Raw genomic sequence first — 17,523 nt, forward strand, 5'->3', positions numbered from 1 at the left:
GACAGCGCTCAGACCATCAGGTTATATTTTATTTATTTACTGAACCATTCGGGAATAATGGGATGTGATGAGCGACAGACAATGTCCGGCGACAGGCCAGGCATGAAAGCCGGCCGCCGGTCTGAGCGTTCGTTAAGGCATCGGCCAGTCGGTCGGGGTATTGCTGACCACTTCCACGTACATGTCCCAGGCGTTGGACCAGAACTGGGTAAAGGCTTCCAGGCTGAAGCTGATGCCCATCAGCCCCATCACGAACCAGAAGGTGGTGAACAGCCCGAGGCTGCTGAACATGAACGCCATGCCGTTGCGGCTGGCTTTGCGGCAAACGACGTTTAACTGGCTGGCAATGAACATCATGACGGCGCTCAGCAACTCCCAGCGCATCATGATAAAACCGGTGGCAATGGTACTCATCGAACTCGATCCTTGGTAACAAAAGCCGCATTCCGGCAGGGCGCCGGTAGGTGAATGCGGAGCAATAAGTGGGTTTGGTGTGATCTGCGTCACATTGTAGCACCGGAATAAAGGCCCGCTCAATGCCTGAACCGGCTAAAAATCGGCCATCGGTAACATTCCAACATGCTGAAACATTTATGCCATTTCATTAGCAACCTTTTAATGGGGGGGCCGAACCAATAACGCTATGCTTGCCGGCTTTTCACTTCCCTGATTTAGCAGGGAAAATGTGACGCAAGAAGGTATCCGGCACCGCATGGCCCTATTAAAAGAAAAAATTCGCGACCATTCCGCCGAAGAAATGCTGTTTATCCGCCGGGCCGGCATCGCGCTGGCGTTGGTGATTTTCTGCTTCGGCGCGCTGATCGTTAACCTGTATCGGCTGCAGGTTAAGCAGCATGCCTTCTACCAAACGCGCTCTAACCAGAACGACATCAAAATGCTGCCGATCGCCCCCAGCCGCGGGCTGATTTTCGATCGCAACGGCATTCCGCTGGTGCGCAACATCACCCTGTACCAGATCGAAGTGACCCCGAGCAAAATCGACGACATGGCCGCATTGCTGCAGGCATTAACCCCGATCGTCGATCTGACGCCGGAGGACATCAGCGCCTTTCGCGACGAGATGCACCACAACAGCCGCTATAAGCCGGTGACGCTGAAAGCCGGGCTGAACGACACCGAAGTGGCGCGTTTCGCCGTCAATCAGTACCGTTTTGACGGGGTCGCCATCGATACCTATCAGCAGCGCGAATATCCATACGGCGCGCAGCTGGCGCACGTGGTGGGCTATGTTTCCAAAATCAACGACGGCGACCTGAAGCGGCTGGATAAGGCGGGGCTGAGCGAAAACTACGCCGCCGATCACAATATCGGCAAGCAGGGCATCGAAGGTTATTACGAGTCCGAGCTGCACGGCACCACCGGTTATCAGGAGGTGGAGGTGGATAACCACGGGCGGGTGATCCGCCTGCTGAAGGAGCAGCCGCCGCAGGCCGGCAAAAACATTTACCTGACGCTGGATCTGCATTTGCAGCAGTACATCGAATCGGTGCTGAAGGGCCAGCGCGCGGCGGTAGTGGTGGAAGACCCGCGCGACGGCGGCATTCTGGCGATGGTGTCCAGCCCCAGCTATGACCCCAATCCTTTCGTTAAGGGCATCAGCTATAAGGCCTACAAATCGCTGCTGAGCAACCCGAACCTGCCATTGATCAACCGCGCCACCCAGGGGCTGTACCCGCCGGCTTCGACGGTGAAGCCTTACATGGCCACATCGGCGCTGTTCGCCGGCGTGATCACCCCCAACACCACCTTCTTCGGCGCGCCGACCTGGACGCTGCCCGGCACCCAGCGGCGCTATCGCGACTGGCTGAAGACCGGCCACGGCATGTTGAACGTGACCAAGGCCATCGAAGAATCGGCCGACACCTTCTTTTACCAGGTGGCGTTCGAAATGGGCATCGACCGCATCCACAGCTGGCTGAGCCGGTTCGGCTACGGCCAACTGACCGGCATCGATCTGCATGAAGAGTACCGCGGCGTGCTGCCCAGCCGCGACTGGAAGCAGAAAGTGCATAAAAAACCCTGGTATCAGGGCGACACCGTGTCGGTGGGCATTGGGCAGGGCTACTGGGTCGCTACGCCGATCCAGATGGTCAAGGCGCTGACCACGCTGATCAACGACGGGCGGGTCAAAACGCCGCACCTGCTGTATTCCATGCAGCGGGGCAATCTGGTCAGCCGCTATCAGCCGCCGGCGCGAGAGGCGCAGATCGGCGACGCCAAATCGCCGTACTGGGGCATCGTGCGCAACGGCATGTACGGCATGGCCAACCTGCCGAACGGCACCGGCTATAAGCTGTTCCATACCGCGCCGTATCACATCGCCGCCAAGTCCGGCACTTCGCAGGTCTTCAGCCTGAAGGAGAACCAGACCTACAACGCCAAAATGATCCCGGTGCGCCTGCGCGACCATATTTTCTATACGCTGTTCGCGCCGTATGACCAGCCGCGGGTGGCGATGGCGCTGATTCTGGAAAACGGCGGCGGCGAGGGCGTGGTGGCGGGGCCGACCGCGCGGGCGATCCTCGATCATATTTTCGACCCGGCCAATGCGCCGCAGCCCGGTAACCCGGCGCAAGTTAAACCGCAGTTAAACGACAGTGCGGACGTGCAGGGCTAAACGGCATTGGTTTTACTTTCTTACAAACTGCAATCTTCTGAATATTTCCGTCAGGGTAGACTGAAATAACACCATAAACCGAATAAAAACGCAGGGTTAACACAACAGTGGCGCCATCGACTAAAAAGAGCGGTAAAAACTACTCCACATTACGTTTCGGCTGGATTTGCGCCGGCATGCTGGTCTGCTTCTTTTTGCTGGCGTTCAGGGTCGGCTATTTGCAGCTGCTGGAGCACCAACAGCTGGCCGACCAGGCGGACCAGCGCTCGATCCGCACCCAGGTGCTGCCGACCAACCGCGGCATGATCACCGATCGCAACGATGAGGCGCTGGCGGTCAGCGTTTCTTCCCGCGACATCGTGCTGGATCCGAAGCACATTATCGACACCCGCACCGACACCGGCGACGAACGCTGGCAGAGCCTGGCCAACGTGCTGAAGATGCCGCTGGCGGACGTGCAGAAGATCATTCAGAACAATGCCCGCAAACGCTTCGTCTATCTGGCGCGCAAGGTGGAGGACGACAACGCCGCCTACATCAGCAAGCTGCATCTGACCGGCGTCAGCACCGAACAGGACTTCAGCCGCTTTTACCCGATGGGCCAGGACGCCGCCGGGCTGATCGGCATCGTCGGCCAGGACAACCAGGGGCTGGAAGGCATCGAGCTGGGCTTTAACCATCTGCTGCAGGGCAAGAACGGCCTGCGGGTCTATCAGAAAGACGGCAGCGGCGCGGTGATCGGGGTGCTGAAGAACGTGGATCCGGTGCCGCCGCCGAACGTGACGCTGAGCATCGACAAGTTTATTCAGTACGTGCTGTTTGCGCAGATCCGCGACGGGGTGATCGCCAACCAGGCGGACTCCGGCTGTGCGGTGCTGGTGAAGGTCAATACCGGCGAGGTCCTCGGCATGGCCAGCTATCCGTCGTTTAATCCCAACAACTACGCCAATACGCCGGCGAAGGACATCCGCAACGTCTGCAGCAGCGACAGTTTTGAACCCGGCTCAACGGTGAAACCGGTGGTGGTGATGGTCGGCCTGGAGCACAAGCTGATCAAGCCCGACACCGTGCTGGACACCACGCCGTACCGGGTGAATGGCCACCTGATCAAGGACGTGGGCCATTGGTCGAAGCTGACCATTACCGGCGTACTGCAAAAATCCAGTGACATCGCGGTGTCGCATATCGCGCTGGCGCTGCCGGCCACGGTGCTGCCGACGGTGTACAAGAGCTTCGGCCTGGGCCGGCCGACCGATCTGGGCATCGGCAACGAGAGCAGCGGCTATTTGCCGCAGCACCGCGAACGCTGGGCCGATATCGAACGCGCGACCTTTTCCTTCGGCTACGGGCTGCGCGTAACGCCGCTGCAGATGGCGCGCGAATACGCCGCCATCGGTTCTTATGGCGTTTACCGCCCGCTGTCGATCACCAAGGTGACGCCGCCGGTGATGGGGCAGCGCATTCTGCCGGCCGACACGGTCAAAACCGTCGTGCACATGATGGAGAGCGACGCCTTGCCGGGCGGCAGCGGGGTGAGCGCGGCGGTGCCGGGTTACCGGCTGGCGATCAAAACCGGCACCGCCGAGAAAATGGGCGCCAACGGCAAATATGACGGCGGCTACATCAACTACACCGCCGGCGTGGCGCCGGCCAGCGATCCGCAGGTGGCGCTGGTGGTGATGGTCAACAACCCGAAAGCCGGCAAGCACTTCGGCGGCTCGGTGGCCGGCCCGGTGTTCGGCAAGATCATGGCGCAGGTGCTGGAGCACATGAACATCCTGCCGGACGCCCAACCGTTGAACGTGGTGTCGCAGGTCAAGGGGTAACCCTGGAAGCCCCTCGGCGGAGGGGCTTCCGGCGGCCACATCAGAAGTAATAGCCGATATTCACGTTGGAACGGAAATACCATTTATCGCTGCCCGGCGATTGGGCGCGGGTCCAGCCGGTAGCGTTTTCCGCGCCGCCCCAGGGGTTGGCGTTTTGCGCCCAGGTCAAATCCACCCAGATCATCACCGGCATGGCGAATATCTGCACCCCGAGGGTGTTCATTTTCGAGTCCGACCCGCCGTCTTTATCTTTCCACAGCACGCTGTAGTCATTATAAAAGCGCAGCTTTTTAACCGCTCCCCAGGGCACCTCGACGTCGCGCGCCAGGTTTATCGACGCGGTGGTGGCCTGCGCCGGGATCAAATAGGCCGGGGTCAGGCCGTTGCCGCCCATCAGGATCGTCGCGTTGTCTGCCCCGGCGGGGCCTTTGGCGCGGTAGGAATAGCGAATGAGCTGGCTGGACAGATGCCAGGGATCGTTGTTCACCAGCGCGTGCAGGCCCGCCGCCCAAAAGCTGCCGTTATCATCGGTGGCATGATTGTAAAGACGGGAAGCCGCCAGCGAACCGCCGACTTCGTTGCGCCAGTCGCCCGATTGGAAGGCGCGCGTCAGGCGCAGGTTGACCTGATCGCGCTTCTCGTTGGCTTGCAGATGCTGCGAGCCGTATTGGGTGTTTTTAAGATCGTCGTAATTGCCCACCTCCGGCGCATAGCGCACGTCCGCCGGCATCATGCGCGGAAAATAGGCCGCGTCGAGCGTCCAGTTACGGTCGTGGTATTGGTAGCTGGCGCCCAGCCCGGTATTGACGCCGAAGCCGAGATAAAACGGAATGCCGTAGGACCAGCCGAACTGCGGATAGGGCATCAGGCCGAAAGGCTTGAACGGCGCGCCGAGCTGGATAGCCGAATTGCCGGTCAGGCGATAGCCGACATAGGCGCGGTCGATGGCGTATTTTCTCCGGTCCTGGAACCAGAACCCGGAATCGAAAAAGGCGTCGTTATAATTGGCGCTGGTATCGATGCGAAAGGCGTCAAAGCGCAAATGCGGCGGGTGGCGATAATTACTGCTGCCCCAGTCTTCATAACGATAATTGGCGCGCAATGCGCCGCCGATATCCAGGTTTTTCTTATTGTCGGCGCTTTGCCAATGCAGATGGGGGAAGGGCGATTTGTTTTTAACGGCGGGAGCGGAGGTATTTTCCCGTTCCGGCGGCGAAACGGCGCTGCCGGCGTAACTTATTGGTGAAGCTAGACAAATTGCGAGAACTATTTTGCGCATGGCTTTCCCCTGAATAATTTGACTATTTAATGGTTTCTTTGTGACGTACCGGTCCCACCCTAATGATAATAGGGGCGAAGTCAGCTTTGTTTTATCTGTGAGACAAGTTTGTCTTAAGTGTTTATTATCTTAATCACCGCCGGTTTCAAATATGAAACATTGTTTCTTTTTAATGTAAAAACTATAATCCCGACATAATGCAAGTCAAGAAATAAAGATAAGAAATGCGTGGCGAGATTACGGCATTGCGCGGCCTCTCGGCGGCGGATTAAAAATGATAAAAAGTAGGTGCCGCAACCGAATTTGAGCCGCATAAGCGCGCCTGCTGGCGAGTGGGCATCGGGAACAGGCCAGTAGCGCAGCCGCCGCGTTGGCGCGCTTTAAGGACATTAAACGGGAAGAGCAGCACGCGGGCAGGGGCCGTTTTCACGTCGTTGCTGGCGGCGGTGCTAAAAAAAGACTGACCTTGCACGAGACAACCTTCAGGCTTCGAAAACGCCTGATGCTTTTTTATGCGTATATTAAAAGTGAAAATAAAATAAGCGGTATGCGTGTTAATAGCGGGTGGGGAATAGGGTGCGGTCGACTAAATAAACCGCAGGCCGATTCTTTTTCAAGCAAAGAATAACCGGCCTGCGGCTTTATTTTAACGGTGGAATTAACGGCTGGTCTGGTGGCCGATGATGCCGCCCAACGCCGCGCCACCCAGGGTGCCCAGGGTGCTGCCGTCGGTCAGAACGGCGCCGCCCACTGCGCCCACGCCGGCGCCGATGGCGGTATTGCGATCGCGGTTGGACATATGTCCACATGCGGTTACGGAAAGCGTTGCCATTACGACAACCAACACGCCGGCGGCACGTTTAATGTTCATAGAGTTTTCCTGATAAATTGACCGATTAACGGTTAAAAAAACCTTTCAATTAATCCGTCGGTAGAAGTTGAGATGAATGTATTCCTCCGCAAGAAAATAGAACAGGTAAAAATTCTTAATTTTGTGATGCCTTATTTTTAGCCATTGGCGTAATGGGCAAAAAAAGCACAGCCGCCGATGAACCGTTAAACCGCGGACAAAGATTGGGAGGAGCCAGCCAATTGCTGTTTTAACGCCGGCGCAGCGGTGAACGAACGCGCTGAGCGTCGTTGACTATACTGGGGGGATGCCCTGCAGGCGCAGGGCGCCAACCTGGAGGCGACGATGTCTGAACTGACCCCGGCATCCGGCAAACCGGTGAAAATTCCCGGCCCGGACCATCCCATCGACATAGCTCCGCAGCCCGGGCGGGTGATCGTCAGCGTGGCCGGCCAGACCCTGGCCGACAGCCGCGACGCGCTGGCGCTGCAGGAGGCCAACTACCCGCCGGTGCTGTATATTCCGCGCGGCGACGTGAACATGGCGTTGCTGCAAAAAACCGAATACGCCACCTATTGCCCGTATAAGGGAGAGTGCAGCTATTTTTCCATTGCGGCGGGCGGGCAGCGTTCGGTAAACGCGGTCTGGAGCTATGAAATGCCCTACAACGCGGTGGTGGCGATCAAAGACCGTCTGGCGTTTTATCCTGACCGGGTAGACGAAATCCGCATCGAAAACTGAAGCGCCACCGTCCGGGTTGACAATCTGCTCGGCCTGGCGGAAACCCGCATCGCCGATATGGCCGCCGGGGTAGAGCGATGCTACCCCTGTACCGCAGCATCACAAGCGGTTACGCCGTAAATCCCCTCTCAAATCAGCCTGTTGCGCAGAGCATTTTTTGCATTGCTTTAATGTAATTGTGTAAGTTACATTAGCTCGCATCAAGTGTGATGTAGCTCACGTTTCTGTAGTGCTCCCCACAACATTTGCACTGACTGTCGGCGGGTTTTCTGCCGGCGCAGGTTTGCTTTGCCTATAAACCAGGAGACAAGATGTTAGAGATGATTGAGAGTTTGGCGACCGTGGTGATCCTGGTGCCGGTAATGGTGGCCGTTTTGCTCGGCACGATTTACGGCCTGGGTGAACTGTTCAACCTGTTTTCCGCCATTGGCCGCAAGAACAACGGCTGAATTTGCACGCCGGGGGGCGCTATCCCCCCGGCGCTCCGTTACAATACCGTCGCCAGGAAGTTGCGCGTCCTTTCATGCTCCGGCGCATCCAGCACCTGTTGCACACTGCCCGTTTCAACCACCTTTCCCTGATCCATAAAGATAATCTGGTCGGCCACTTCGCGGGCGAAGCCGATTTCATGCGTGACCACCACCATGGTGATGCCGGAATGCGCCAGATCCTTCATCACCTGCAGCACTTCGCCCACCAGTTCGGGATCCAACGCGGAAGTCGGCTCATCGAACAGCAGCACCTGCGGATTCATCGCCAGCGCGCGGGCGATGGCGACGCGTTGCTGTTGGCCACCGGACAGCTCGCGCGGCCAGGCGTGGATGCGGTGCGCCAGCCCGACTCGCGTCAGCAGCTGTTTGGCGCGCTCCTGCACCACCGCCTTTTTTTCCTTCTTCACCAGCTGCGGCGCGTCGCTGACGTTTTGCAGCACGGTACGATGCGGAAACAAATTAAACTGCTGAAACACCATGCCGATGCTTTTGCGCTGCTCGGCGACCTCGGATTCTTTCAGCTCGTACAGATGCCGGCCTTTCTGCCGGTAGCCGATCAGCTGCTCCCCGACGCGAATGGTGCCGGCGTCCAGCTTCTCCAGATGGTTGATGCAGCGCAGCAGGGTGGATTTTCCCGAGCCGGAAGGGCCGAGGATCACCGTGACCGAACCGGCCGGGATGGAGAGGCTGATGTTTTTCAACACCTCGGTGCCGGAAAAGGATTTCCGCACCTGATTGATGTGGATCGATGCGCTCATTGTTCACCTCCCTGAGGGGCTTTGCGGCTGCGGAACCACCCGCCGCTGCGCGTTGCCTGCGTGCCGCGGCCAAAATAGCGCTCCACGTAGTACTGGCCAATCGACAGAATCGAGGTCATCACCAGGTACCACAGGGTGGCGACCAGCAGCAGCGGGATCACCTCGTAGGTGCGCTGATAAATGATCTGCGCCGAATACAACACGTCCTGCAGGGCGATCACCGACACCACCGCGGTGGTTTTCAGCTGCCCGATCACCTCGTTGCCCGCCGGCGGCAAAATGGTGCGCATCGCCTGCGGCAGGACCACGCGCCACAGGATTTGCCCGCGGCGGTAGCCCAGCGCTTTGGCGGCTTCCAGCTGGCCGCTGCCGACGCTTTGGATGCCGGCGCGCACGATCTCTGCGGCGTAGGCCGACTGATGCATCACCAGCGCGATCACCGCCGCGCTGAAGGTGCTGATGATGGTATTGGTCGGCGCGCTGGCGACTTCGCCCAGAAACGGCAGCCACAGGCTGATGCGCGGATAAAGCGCGGCGATGTTGTACCACAGGAACAGCTGCACCAGCATCGGCACCGCGCGGAAGAACCAGGTGTAGAACCAGCTTACCGCCACCAGCACCGGATTGGCCGACAGGCGCATCAGCGCCAGCAGCACGCCGCCGGCGAAGCCGAACACCACCGAGATCGCCGTCAGCTTCAGCGTCATGACCACGCCGTTGAGAATCGACGCCTCGGTGAGGTTTTCCGCCACTACCGACCATTCGAAGCGCGGATTGTGCAGCATTGAATTGGCGATCAGGCCGACGATCAACAGCACGATCAGGGCGCTGAACCAGCGCCCGTAATGCCGCTGGCCGACGATGCTCAGCGCCGCGTCGTCGTCAGGGTGTTGCCCACTCATTTTGCGATCTCTTCATTGATGCCGGCGGTTTTCACCGCGCCGAAGCCGATATCCCAGCCGTCGAGGATTTTCTGGTAGCTGCCGTCGGCGATCAGCGAGTTCAGCGCCGCCTGCACCGGTTTCACCAGTTCGGAGCCTTTCGGCAGGGCGATGGCCACCGTGGTGCCGTCGATGTTGATGTCGCCGGCCAGCGCCAGCGGCTTGACGTGGGTGGCCTGATAGCGCAGCCCTTCATACGGGCCGAAGAACATCGGCACGCGGCCGCTGATCACCGCCTGCACCCCGGCCGGGCGGTCCGGGAAGATCGGAATGGCGATCGCCGGCTTGCCGGCGGCGACGCATTGATCGCTGGCCTGCTGCAGGCGGGTGATCTGCGAGGTGCCTGCGCCGGCGCCGACGGTCTGGCCGCACAGCTGGGCCAGCTCGGTGTAAGGGCCGAGCGCGGCGTCTTTGCGGGCGATCAGCGCCAGCTTGGAGGCGTTGTAATAGCCGACGAAGTCCACCTGCTGGAAGCGCTTCTTGTTGGCGTCGATGTTGGCCAGCGCGACGTCGTAACGGCCGGACTTCAGGCCCGGGATGATGTTGTCGAAACCGCCGGTGTCCTTCCAGTGGATCGCCACGCCCAGGCGATCGGCGATCGCGCTCATCACGTCGATCTCGCGCCCGGCCAGCGTTTTGTTGTCCGCCTGGTAAAAGGTGGTCGGCGGGGTGTTCGGGTTGGTGCCGGCGACGATGTAGCCGGCCTTTTTGATCGCCTCGGGCAGGCTGTCGTGCAGCGCCGGATCGGCGCTGGCTTTCACCGCCGCCTTGAAGGGCACATCGCCTTCGGCGGCATGGCCGGCGGCCAACGGCGCCAGGGTGGCGGAAGCCAACAGCAGGGACAATGCGGTGCGTTTGAAGGTGTTTTTCATCATGGTTTCCCCTGCGGCTTAAGCCGATTTTACGTTGGCGAAGTTGATTGCCGGTTCCGGCAGGCCCAGGTTTTCACGCAGGGTGGCATGCTGATATTCCTCATGGAACAGGCCGCGGCGGCGCAGCTCCGGGATCACCAGCTCGACGAACAGCTCCAGCTGATTCGGCAACACCGCCGGCATGATGTTGAAGCCGTCCGCGCCTTGCTGTTCCAGCCACAGCTGGAAATCGTCGGCGATCTCTTCGGCGGTGCCCACCACCACCCGGTGGCCGCGAGAGCCGGCCGCGACGGCCGCCAGTTCGCGCAGCGTCAGGTTTTCCCGCGCCGCCAGATCGGTCAGCAGTTTCACCCGGCTTTGGCCGCCTTCGGTGGCGCCGACGTCCGGCACCGGGCCGTCCAGCGGGTAATCGCCGAGATCGAAGCCAAAGCGCGCCGACAGCTGCTCGATGCCGTTATCGATATCCACCAGTTGATTCAGCTGATACCAGGTTTCTTGCGCTTCCGCTTTGGTGCGGCCGATGATCGGCATCACGCCCGGCAGGATCAGCAGGTGATCCGGGTTGCGGCCGGCGGCGGCGACGTATTGTTTCTGGCTGCGGTAGAAGGCCTGTCCTTCTTCCAGCGTGGCGGCGGCGGTGAACACCACCTCGGCGGTTTCCGCCGCCAGCTGCTGCCCGGCCGGGGAAGAGCCGGCCTCGATGATCACCGGGCGCCCCTGCGGCGAACGGGAAATGTTCAGCGGGCCCTGCACCGAGAAATGCTTGCCCTTATGGTTGGCGGCGTGGATTTTCTCGTCGAGGGCGTACACGCCATTTTGCTTGTCGCGCACGATGGCGTCTTTTTCCCAGCCGTCCCACAGCTTGCAGCTGGCTTCGAGGAACTCCCGCGCCACTTCGTAGCGCTCGGCGTGCGAAGGCAGATCGTCGCGGCTGAAGTTGCGCGCCGCATCGCTGGAGAACGAGGTCACCACGTTCCAGGCGGCGCGACCGTGGCTGATATGGTCGATGGACGCCATGGCGCGCGCCAGGTGGAAGGGTTGATCGAAGGTGGTGGAGGCGGTGGCCGCCAGCCCGATATGGCGGGTGTTGACCGCCAGCGCCGCCAGCAGCGTCAGCGGCTCCAGCCGCGACATCGTCGAGGGCAGGCGGTGCACGCTGGTCGCCAGCGCGTCGCCGACGAAGAACATGTCGAAGGTGCCTTCTTCGGCTTTTTGGGCGATCCAGGTGAACCAGTCGATATCGGTCGGCGAACCGTTGGCGCCTGCCGCGCGCCAGCCGCCGACGTGGTGCCCCAGCGCCTGTACAAACAGACCGAGACGAAGTTGACGCGATGGTGTTGAAGGTGAAGTACTCATAATTATTCCTATTTTATTATTAATTTAACAAGGCAATCAGTCGCGGCAGCGCGCCGGGGGACGCCAGGGCGCAGTCGCGGATAACGCTTTCGCCGTCGAGGCCCGGCAGCAGCTGCAGAATGGCGCGCAGCTTGGCGTCGAGGTCCGTCGGGCGGGCGGCGGTTTGCTTTCTTGTGACGACGTCACTTAACTGTCGCCCGTCCTGCAGCGTCAGGGTCAGGCGATGGAAGCGCAGCTCCGGATCCAGCGCGTCCGGCGGCGCTGCGGGATCGGCGTGGCGCTCGACGTTAGCGGCCAGGGCGGCGACGGCCTCATCAACCTCCCGTTCGCCGTAGTGCGTCAGCGGGACCTCGCCGTGGTATAGCGCGTCGGCTATTACGTATTCCAGGCTGAAGCGCGCTTCCACGCCGGTGGCCGGTCGGCGAATGTAGGGCGCGGTGTCGGCGCCGGGCGGGAAGCTGACCTGAATATGCGCGATAGCCGCGGCAGACAGCCCCATGTCCTGCAGGCGGGCGCGCAGGGCGAACGCCGCCTCGGCCGCGCTGTGGGTGCCGCCGCAGGTCGGATAACGCTTGAACTCCAGCCCCGGCTGCAGAATGCGCCAGGGCGCGCCCCAATCGGCGGTCAGCAGCTCCGGCTGCTGCCGGCCGTCGCCGTGAGAACTCAGCAAGCTGTCCAGCACCCCCTCCGGCTGGCCGATAAAACCGGCCTGAGCCAGCAGGGCGGCGTTGACCGCGCTGCGTGCCGCCAATCCGGCGTGCAGCGGCTTGGCCGCCGAACCGAACTGGCTGCGCAGGCCCGCCGCCTGAGTCGCCGCCAGGCCCAGCGCAATCTGCGTTTGCCGTTGGCCGAGCTGCAGATAACGCGCCGCCGCGGCGCAGGCGGCTACCGCGCCGAGCGTGGCGGTGCTGTGAAAACCCAGCGTGTAATGCTGGGTGCCGGCGGCTAACCCCAGTCGGCCAGCGGCTTCCACGCCGATGGCATAGGCGGACAACAATTCGGTGACATCGTCACTGTTGTCGTTCAACGCCAGCAGCGCGGACAGCACCACGGTGGTCGGATGGCCGCGCAGCGCGGGATGATAATCATCGAAGTCCAGCGAGTGGCTGACATAGCCATAGCGCAGCGCGCGGTTCTCGCTGCCGTTCGGCGGAAACACCGCGGCGACCGCCGCCAGGCCGGCATCGCTCAACGCGCCGCGGGCAATCGGCAGTGCGCAGGCGAAATAGTCTTTCACGCCGCGGCGGGCGGCTGACAGGGCGGCTTCATCCGGCCGGCTGTGCAATATCTGATGAGCGAATCGGGCGGTTATCGGCGATGACAAGGGGTTAAAACCTGATTTTATATGCGGTTATGCACGAGGGTTGCGGGTTGAAAGGCATTGTGTGGCGATTTTCGTCGCCCCGAAAGAACGAACGGGACTTTCATATTCCAAAATGGAATATCACCACCGTTCCGCGTCGCCGCCAAAGCCGGTCGCCGGCGTGGCGGCCTGCGCTTTAGCTAATTTTGTGCAAAGCAATGCTGAAATTGCTCTAGCGCGCTCAGCCGGATCCGGCGGGGAAAAGGCGGGCGCTCATGATGTCGATAAACGCCCGCAGGCGCGGCGTCAGGTGTTTGCTGGAGGGCCAAAGAATTTTGAAGCTGCCGCTGTGTCGGCAGTGGTCGCCCAGCACCGGCTGCAGCCGCTGCCGCTCCAGCGCCCGCCGCACCGCGAAATCGGGCAGGCAGGCGATGCCCTGGCCCTGTTCCGCCAGATAAATCAGCGTATCGACGGTGTTGCATACCATGCGCGAGCCCAGGCCTGCGCCGAGCAGTTTATCCCAGCCTTCCACCGGCCAGCTTTCGACCTTGCCGGTGGTGGGGAACTTGTACAGCAGGCAGGCGTGGCCGCACAGGTCTGCTGGCCGCCGTGGGACCCCCGCCCGCCGCAGGTAGTCCGGCGACGCCACCAATTGCAGATGGAAAACCCCCAGTTGGCGGCTCATCAGGCGGGAATCCTCGGTGTCGCCGACGCGGATCACCGCGTCGAAGCCTTCCTCGATCACCTCGACCCGCCGATCGGAAAAATCGGCCTCCAACTCAACCTGCGGATACTGCCGGGTGAACTCCGCCAGCACCGGGTTCAGCAAACCGCCGACCAGCGGCAAACTGACGCGCAGCCTGCCGCGCGGCGCACTGCGCACATCGCTGAGTTCCTGTTCCGCCGCCGCCATTTCTCCCAGAATGCGCTGGCAACGCTGCAAGAAAAGCGTGCCTTCCGCCGTCAGCGTCATGCTGCGGGTGCTGCGGTGAAACAGCCGTGTGCCCAGACGCGTCTCCAGCCGGGCAATGCTTTTGCCGATAGCCGAAGCGGAAACGCCCAGCAGGCGGCCGGCCTCCACAAAACTGAGCGTCTCGGCGGCCTGCACAAAGGCGGAGACGCCGGCCAGATTATCCATCGGTTTTCCTCATTGCGGACACCATAGTCCGTTATGAAGGGAAATCTAGCCTGTTTTTCCGCTAATCGCCAAACTCTATTCTCGGTAGCGGCAGAATGACTATCTACCTGGAGTGTGAATCATGAGTGAATACCCATTGGACGCCGAGATTATTGACCGGGCGGTGGAGCGGGCATTGGAGCAGCGGCGGCTGGTCGGGGCGGTGGTCCTGGTGGCCCGGGGCGGCGAGATACTCTACCGCCGCGCGGCGGGCATGGCGGATCGGGAAGCGGGCCTGCCGATGCGCGCCAACGCGCTGTTCCGGCTGGCGTCGGTTTCCAAACCGATCGTCTCCACCGCCGCGTTGGCGCTGATGGCGCAGGGGCGTTTGGGGCTGGACGATCCGGTCACGCGCTGGCTGCCGGCTTTCCGGCCGCGAACGGCGGACGGCCGCGAGCCGCCCATGACGGTGCGCCACCTGATGACCCACACCGCCGGGCTGAGTTACCGTTTTTTCCAACCGGAACAGGGCGCCTACGCGCAGGCCGGGGTGTCGGACGGCATGGATGACGATCGGCTCAGCCTGGCGGAGAATCTGCAGCGCATTGCCTCGGCGCCGCTGCTGTCGGCGCCGGGAACCGAGTGGCGTTATTCGATAGCCACCGATGTGCTGGGCGCGGTGATGGAACAGGCCAGCGGCGTGCCGTTGGCGGCGGCGGTGGCGCAGTTGGTGACCGGGCCGCTGGCGATGCGGGACACCGGGTTTATCGCCACGGATGCGCGGCGGCTGACGGTGGCTTACGCTAACCATCATCCCGCGCCCCGGCCGCTGCAACAGCCCGATCGCCTGCCGTTTCTCGAGCATACGGCCGGTTTCAGGCTGTCTCCGGCGCGGGCGCTGGATGCTGACGCCTACGCCTCCGGCGGCGCCGGCATGGTGGGGTCGGCCGAAGATTTCCTGCGTTTGCTGGAAGCCCTGCGCCAGGGCGGCGCTCCGGTGCTGCCGGCCGAATGGGTCAGGGCGATGACCCGCAATCAGATCGGCGACCTGTCGATGCCGTTCTGGCCGGGGCGCGGCTTTGGCCTGGGCATCACCATCCTGAAGGATCCACGGGCGGCGCAAACGCCGGAGTCGGCCGGCAGTTGGCGCATGGGGGGAACCTACGGCCACTCCTGGTTCGTCGATCCGCGGCGGCAATTGAGCGTGGTCGCCTTCACCAATACCGCTCTGGAGGGCATGTCGGGCGCCTTCGTCGGGGAGCTATGCCAAGCGGTTTATACGGCTATCGGGGGGCGGCGATGAAACTGTTGCCGCCGATTTTCTTCCTCGCGCTGGGTCTGTTCGGCGTTTACTGCATCGAGTTCGGCGTGGTCGGCATTCTGCCGATGATTATCGAACGCTATGGCATTTCAACCGCCCAGGCCGGCTGGCTGGTCGGGGTGTTCGCACTGACCATCGCACTGCTGGGGCCGGCGCTGGTGCTGCTGGCCTCAGGCTATAACCGCAAGCGAATGCTGCTGCTTTCCCTGTGCGTTTTCGCGATCGCCGCCGCGTGGTCCGCCGAGGTGGACAGTTTCGCCGCCCTGATGCTGCTGCGCATTGCGCCGGCGCTGTTTCACCCCATTTATTTTTCGCTGGCGATGGTGGCGGCGGCTTCGCTCTACCCGCCGGAACAGCGAACCCGGGCGACCGCCTACGCGTTTGTCGGCACCAGCATGGGGATGGTGCTCGGCATTCCGCTGACCCACTGGATCGCCGGGCAAATCAGCTACGAAGCCTCATTTCGCTTTTGCGCGCTGATTAACCTGCTGGCGGCGGCGGGGCTGTTGCTGCGTTTGCCGGACGTGGCCGCGCAGCGGCTCAGCTACCGCAAGCAGCTGGCTATTCTGCGCAGCGGCGCATTGTGGCTGAGCATCGGCACCTGCGTGCTGATTTTTGCCGCCATGTTCGCCGTCTACGCCTATGCCGCCGAGTATCTCAGCCGTGAAACCGGCGTCAGCGAGGCGGCTATCGGGCTGCTGCTGGTGATTTTCGGTCTGGGGGGCGTCGCCGGCAATCTGCTGGCCGGCAGGCTGCTGCAGCGCCATAAAACGGCGACCGCCTTGCTGCATCCGTTGGCGCTGGCCGCGGCCTACCTGCTGCTGTATCGCTACGCCGATGCGCAGATGGGGCCGATGATCGTCATCTGTCTGTATTGGGGGGCCGCGCATACCAGCGGGCTGATCGTGACGCAAGTCTGGCTGACGTCGCAGGCGCCACAGGCGCCGGAGTTCGTCACCGGGCTGTATATCGCCTTCATCAATTTGGGGGTGGCGTTGGGAGCGGTGGTCAGCGGTTGGTTTATCGATGCGCTCGGCCTGCGGGGCTGTCTGCTCTGCGGCGCGCTGTTCGCCGCGCTGGCGGTGATGACCGTCACCGCCAGGCTGCGGTTTTACCGCCAGGTTACCGCTGCGTTGAGCGGATCATCGCCATAACCTGCCGGAACATCGCGCTGTCCGGATTGGCCAGCTCGTTCACCAGGCTGAAATGGTTGCTGTGGCGGTCGTTCAACAGTTGCACGTTCAACCCCTGTTCGACGCAGGCGGCGTAATAGGCCTGGGTCTGGTTTTTGAAACCCTGGGTCTCTTTGGCGCCGACGTCGAGCAGGATCTGCGGCGCATGCTGCTTTTGCGGCAGCATGAACAGCGGGCTGAGGCTCTGCGCCTGTTCGGGCGTCAGGTGCAGCCAGCCGTTGATATAGGTATCGCACAGCGGGCGCAGGTCGTACAGGCCGCTCAGCGCCAGCGCGCCTTTAATCACGTTCACCGGCACCCGGTAGCGTTGCTGCCAGTCGTCGGCGATCAGCATGCCGCTCAGGTGGCCGCCGGCCGAACTGCCGCTGACGTAAATGCGTTCGGGGTCGATGCCGTACTGGCCGCCGTGGTGATACAGCCAGGCGATGGCGCTGCGCACTTCGCGCACGATCTCGGCCAGCGTGGCCTCCGGCGCCAGGGTGTATTCCAGGGTGGCGACCGCGACGCCGCGGCGGGCGAAGGCGGCGGCCATCGAGCAGGCTTCTTCCTTGCGCTGCGAGTGCCAATATCCGCCGTGGACAAACACCAGCAGCGGCGCCGGTTGGCCGATGGCCGGGAACAGATCGAGGCGCTCGGCGGCCCCCATGCCGTAATGCAGGTCGTAAATCCCCGGCGTTTGCTCCCTGGCCTGTCGCGCCAGCGCCGCGTATTCCGTCATGCAGGCGTCAAAGTCTTCCACCGAGGCGCGGGCGTTGTACTGCACAGCTCTGGTGGCTGCGTTATCGAACATCAGATCGATTTTCATAACATCTCCTTGTTGGTGTCGAATCGATTATC

16 protein-coding genes are annotated in these 17,523 nt (G+C 61.8%); 6 read left to right on the forward strand and 10 right to left on the reverse strand.

What is annotated here, in order from left to right:
- Nucleotides 1–132: 132 nt before the first annotated feature.
- A complete protein-coding gene (locus D7I37_RS19850) occupies nt 133–414 on the reverse strand; it encodes a YjcB family protein (RefSeq protein ID WP_061795349.1) in 282 nt (93 codons plus the stop codon).
- A 298-nt stretch (nt 415–712) separates the two neighbouring features.
- Between D7I37_RS19850 and mrdA the strand changes: the two genes are divergently transcribed.
- Nucleotides 713–2,638, forward strand: coding sequence for a penicillin-binding protein 2 (gene mrdA / locus D7I37_RS19855; protein WP_165283113.1), 1,926 nt, complete (start codon nt 713–715; stop codon nt 2,636–2,638).
- Nucleotides 2,639–2,745: 107 nt separating this feature from the next.
- Nucleotides 2,746–4,464 (forward strand): penicillin-binding transpeptidase domain-containing protein, encoded by a 1,719-nt coding sequence (locus D7I37_RS19860; protein WP_061795347.1) that lies wholly within the window; start codon nt 2,746–2,748, stop codon nt 4,462–4,464.
- 40 nt (nt 4,465–4,504) lie between these two features.
- On the opposite strand, the gene D7I37_RS19865 is transcribed toward D7I37_RS19860, so the two are convergent.
- Nucleotides 4,505–5,743, reverse strand: a complete 1,239-nt coding sequence (locus D7I37_RS19865; protein WP_129544213.1) for a hypothetical protein — start codon at nt 5,741–5,743, stop codon at nt 4,505–4,507.
- Nucleotides 5,744–6,401: 658 nt separating this feature from the next.
- Entirely contained in the window at nt 6,402–6,614 is a 213-nt protein-coding gene (gene osmB / locus D7I37_RS19870; protein ID WP_004940700.1) for an osmotically-inducible lipoprotein OsmB, read from the reverse strand.
- A gap of 324 nt (nt 6,615–6,938) precedes the next feature.
- Between osmB and D7I37_RS19875 the strand changes: the two genes are divergently transcribed.
- Nucleotides 6,939–7,334, forward strand: coding sequence for a DUF427 domain-containing protein (locus D7I37_RS19875; RefSeq protein ID WP_061795345.1), 396 nt, complete (start codon nt 6,939–6,941; stop codon nt 7,332–7,334).
- Between the two features lie 311 nt (nt 7,335–7,645).
- Nucleotides 7,646–7,783, forward strand: coding sequence for an AcrZ family multidrug efflux pump-associated protein (locus D7I37_RS19880; protein ID WP_073970234.1), 138 nt, complete (start codon nt 7,646–7,648; stop codon nt 7,781–7,783).
- A 38-nt stretch (nt 7,784–7,821) separates the two neighbouring features.
- On the opposite strand, the gene D7I37_RS19885 is transcribed toward D7I37_RS19880, so the two are convergent.
- From D7I37_RS19885 to D7I37_RS19910, 6 genes are all read right to left on the reverse strand, one after another.
- Nucleotides 7,822–8,583, reverse strand: coding sequence for an amino acid ABC transporter ATP-binding protein (locus tag D7I37_RS19885; protein ID WP_061795344.1), 762 nt, complete (start codon nt 8,581–8,583; stop codon nt 7,822–7,824).
- Nucleotides 8,580–9,485 carry an amino acid ABC transporter permease gene (locus tag D7I37_RS19890; RefSeq protein WP_061795343.1) on the reverse strand — a complete coding sequence of 302 codons (906 nt, stop codon included), beginning with the start codon at nt 9,483–9,485 and terminating at the stop codon, nt 8,580–8,582. The genes D7I37_RS19885 and D7I37_RS19890 overlap by 4 nt, the downstream gene beginning before the upstream one ends.
- Nucleotides 9,482–10,396, reverse strand: a complete 915-nt coding sequence (locus tag D7I37_RS19895; protein WP_061795342.1) for an ABC transporter substrate-binding protein — start codon at nt 10,394–10,396, stop codon at nt 9,482–9,484. The genes D7I37_RS19890 and D7I37_RS19895 overlap by 4 nt, the downstream gene beginning before the upstream one ends.
- Nucleotides 10,397–10,414: 18 nt before the next feature.
- Nucleotides 10,415–11,752: an LLM class flavin-dependent oxidoreductase gene (locus D7I37_RS19900; protein WP_129544214.1), complete on the reverse strand. Its 1,338-nt coding sequence runs from the start codon at nt 11,750–11,752 to the stop codon at nt 10,415–10,417.
- Nucleotides 11,753–11,771: 19 nt separating this feature from the next.
- Nucleotides 11,772–13,076, reverse strand: a complete 1,305-nt coding sequence (locus D7I37_RS19905) for an MmgE/PrpD family protein (protein ID WP_061795340.1) — start codon at nt 13,074–13,076, stop codon at nt 11,772–11,774.
- A gap of 220 nt (nt 13,077–13,296) precedes the next feature.
- A complete protein-coding gene (locus tag D7I37_RS19910) occupies nt 13,297–14,193 on the reverse strand; it encodes a LysR family transcriptional regulator (RefSeq protein WP_129544215.1) in 897 nt (298 codons plus the stop codon).
- 121 nt (nt 14,194–14,314) lie between these two features.
- Here D7I37_RS19910 and D7I37_RS19915 point away from each other — a divergent pair, with 121 nt between their 5' ends.
- Nucleotides 14,315–15,475, forward strand: a complete 1,161-nt coding sequence (locus D7I37_RS19915) for a serine hydrolase (protein WP_095097481.1) — start codon at nt 14,315–14,317, stop codon at nt 15,473–15,475.
- Nucleotides 15,472–16,647 (forward strand): MFS transporter, encoded by a 1,176-nt coding sequence (locus D7I37_RS19920; protein ID WP_061795337.1) that lies wholly within the window; start codon nt 15,472–15,474, stop codon nt 16,645–16,647. The genes D7I37_RS19915 and D7I37_RS19920 overlap by 4 nt, the downstream gene beginning before the upstream one ends.
- On the opposite strand, the gene D7I37_RS19925 is transcribed toward D7I37_RS19920, so the two are convergent.
- Nucleotides 16,616–17,491, reverse strand: a complete 876-nt coding sequence (locus D7I37_RS19925) for an alpha/beta hydrolase (RefSeq protein WP_061795336.1) — start codon at nt 17,489–17,491, stop codon at nt 16,616–16,618. The genes D7I37_RS19920 and D7I37_RS19925 overlap by 32 nt on opposite strands.
- Between the last annotated feature and the right edge of the window lie 32 nt (nt 17,492–17,523).

The organism is Serratia sp. 1D1416, from assembly GCF_003641105.1.
In the GTDB taxonomy this organism is placed as follows: domain Bacteria; phylum Pseudomonadota; class Gammaproteobacteria; order Enterobacterales; family Enterobacteriaceae; genus Serratia; species Serratia ficaria.

Coding starts and splice junctions, on each gene's coding strand:
- D7I37_RS19850 (WP_061795349.1), bottom strand. CDS start 414: ATGAGTACCATTGCCACCGGTTTTATCATGATGCGCTGGGAGTTGCTG.
- mrdA (WP_165283113.1), top strand. CDS start 713: ATGGCCCTATTAAAAGAAAAAATTCGCGACCATTCCGCCGAAGAAATG.
- D7I37_RS19865 (WP_129544213.1), bottom strand. CDS start 5,743: ATGCGCAAAATAGTTCTCGCAATTTGTCTAGCTTCACCAATAAGTTAC.
- osmB (WP_004940700.1), bottom strand. CDS start 6,614: ATGAACATTAAACGTGCCGCCGGCGTGTTGGTTGTCGTAATGGCAACG.
- D7I37_RS19875 (WP_061795345.1), top strand. CDS start 6,939: ATGTCTGAACTGACCCCGGCATCCGGCAAACCGGTGAAAATTCCCGGC.
- D7I37_RS19880 (WP_073970234.1), top strand. CDS start 7,646: ATGTTAGAGATGATTGAGAGTTTGGCGACCGTGGTGATCCTGGTGCCG.
- D7I37_RS19885 (WP_061795344.1), bottom strand. CDS start 8,583: ATGAGCGCATCGATCCACATCAATCAGGTGCGGAAATCCTTTTCCGGC.
- D7I37_RS19890 (WP_061795343.1), bottom strand. CDS start 9,485: ATGAGTGGGCAACACCCTGACGACGACGCGGCGCTGAGCATCGTCGGC.
- D7I37_RS19895 (WP_061795342.1), bottom strand. CDS start 10,396: ATGAAAAACACCTTCAAACGCACCGCATTGTCCCTGCTGTTGGCTTCC.
- D7I37_RS19900 (WP_129544214.1), bottom strand. CDS start 11,752: ATGAGTACTTCACCTTCAACACCATCGCGTCAACTTCGTCTCGGTCTG.
- D7I37_RS19910 (WP_129544215.1), bottom strand. CDS start 14,193: ATGGATAATCTGGCCGGCGTCTCCGCCTTTGTGCAGGCCGCCGAGACG.
- D7I37_RS19915 (WP_095097481.1), top strand. CDS start 14,315: ATGAGTGAATACCCATTGGACGCCGAGATTATTGACCGGGCGGTGGAG.
- D7I37_RS19920 (WP_061795337.1), top strand. CDS start 15,472: ATGAAACTGTTGCCGCCGATTTTCTTCCTCGCGCTGGGTCTGTTCGGC.
- D7I37_RS19925 (WP_061795336.1), bottom strand. CDS start 17,491: ATGAAAATCGATCTGATGTTCGATAACGCAGCCACCAGAGCTGTGCAG.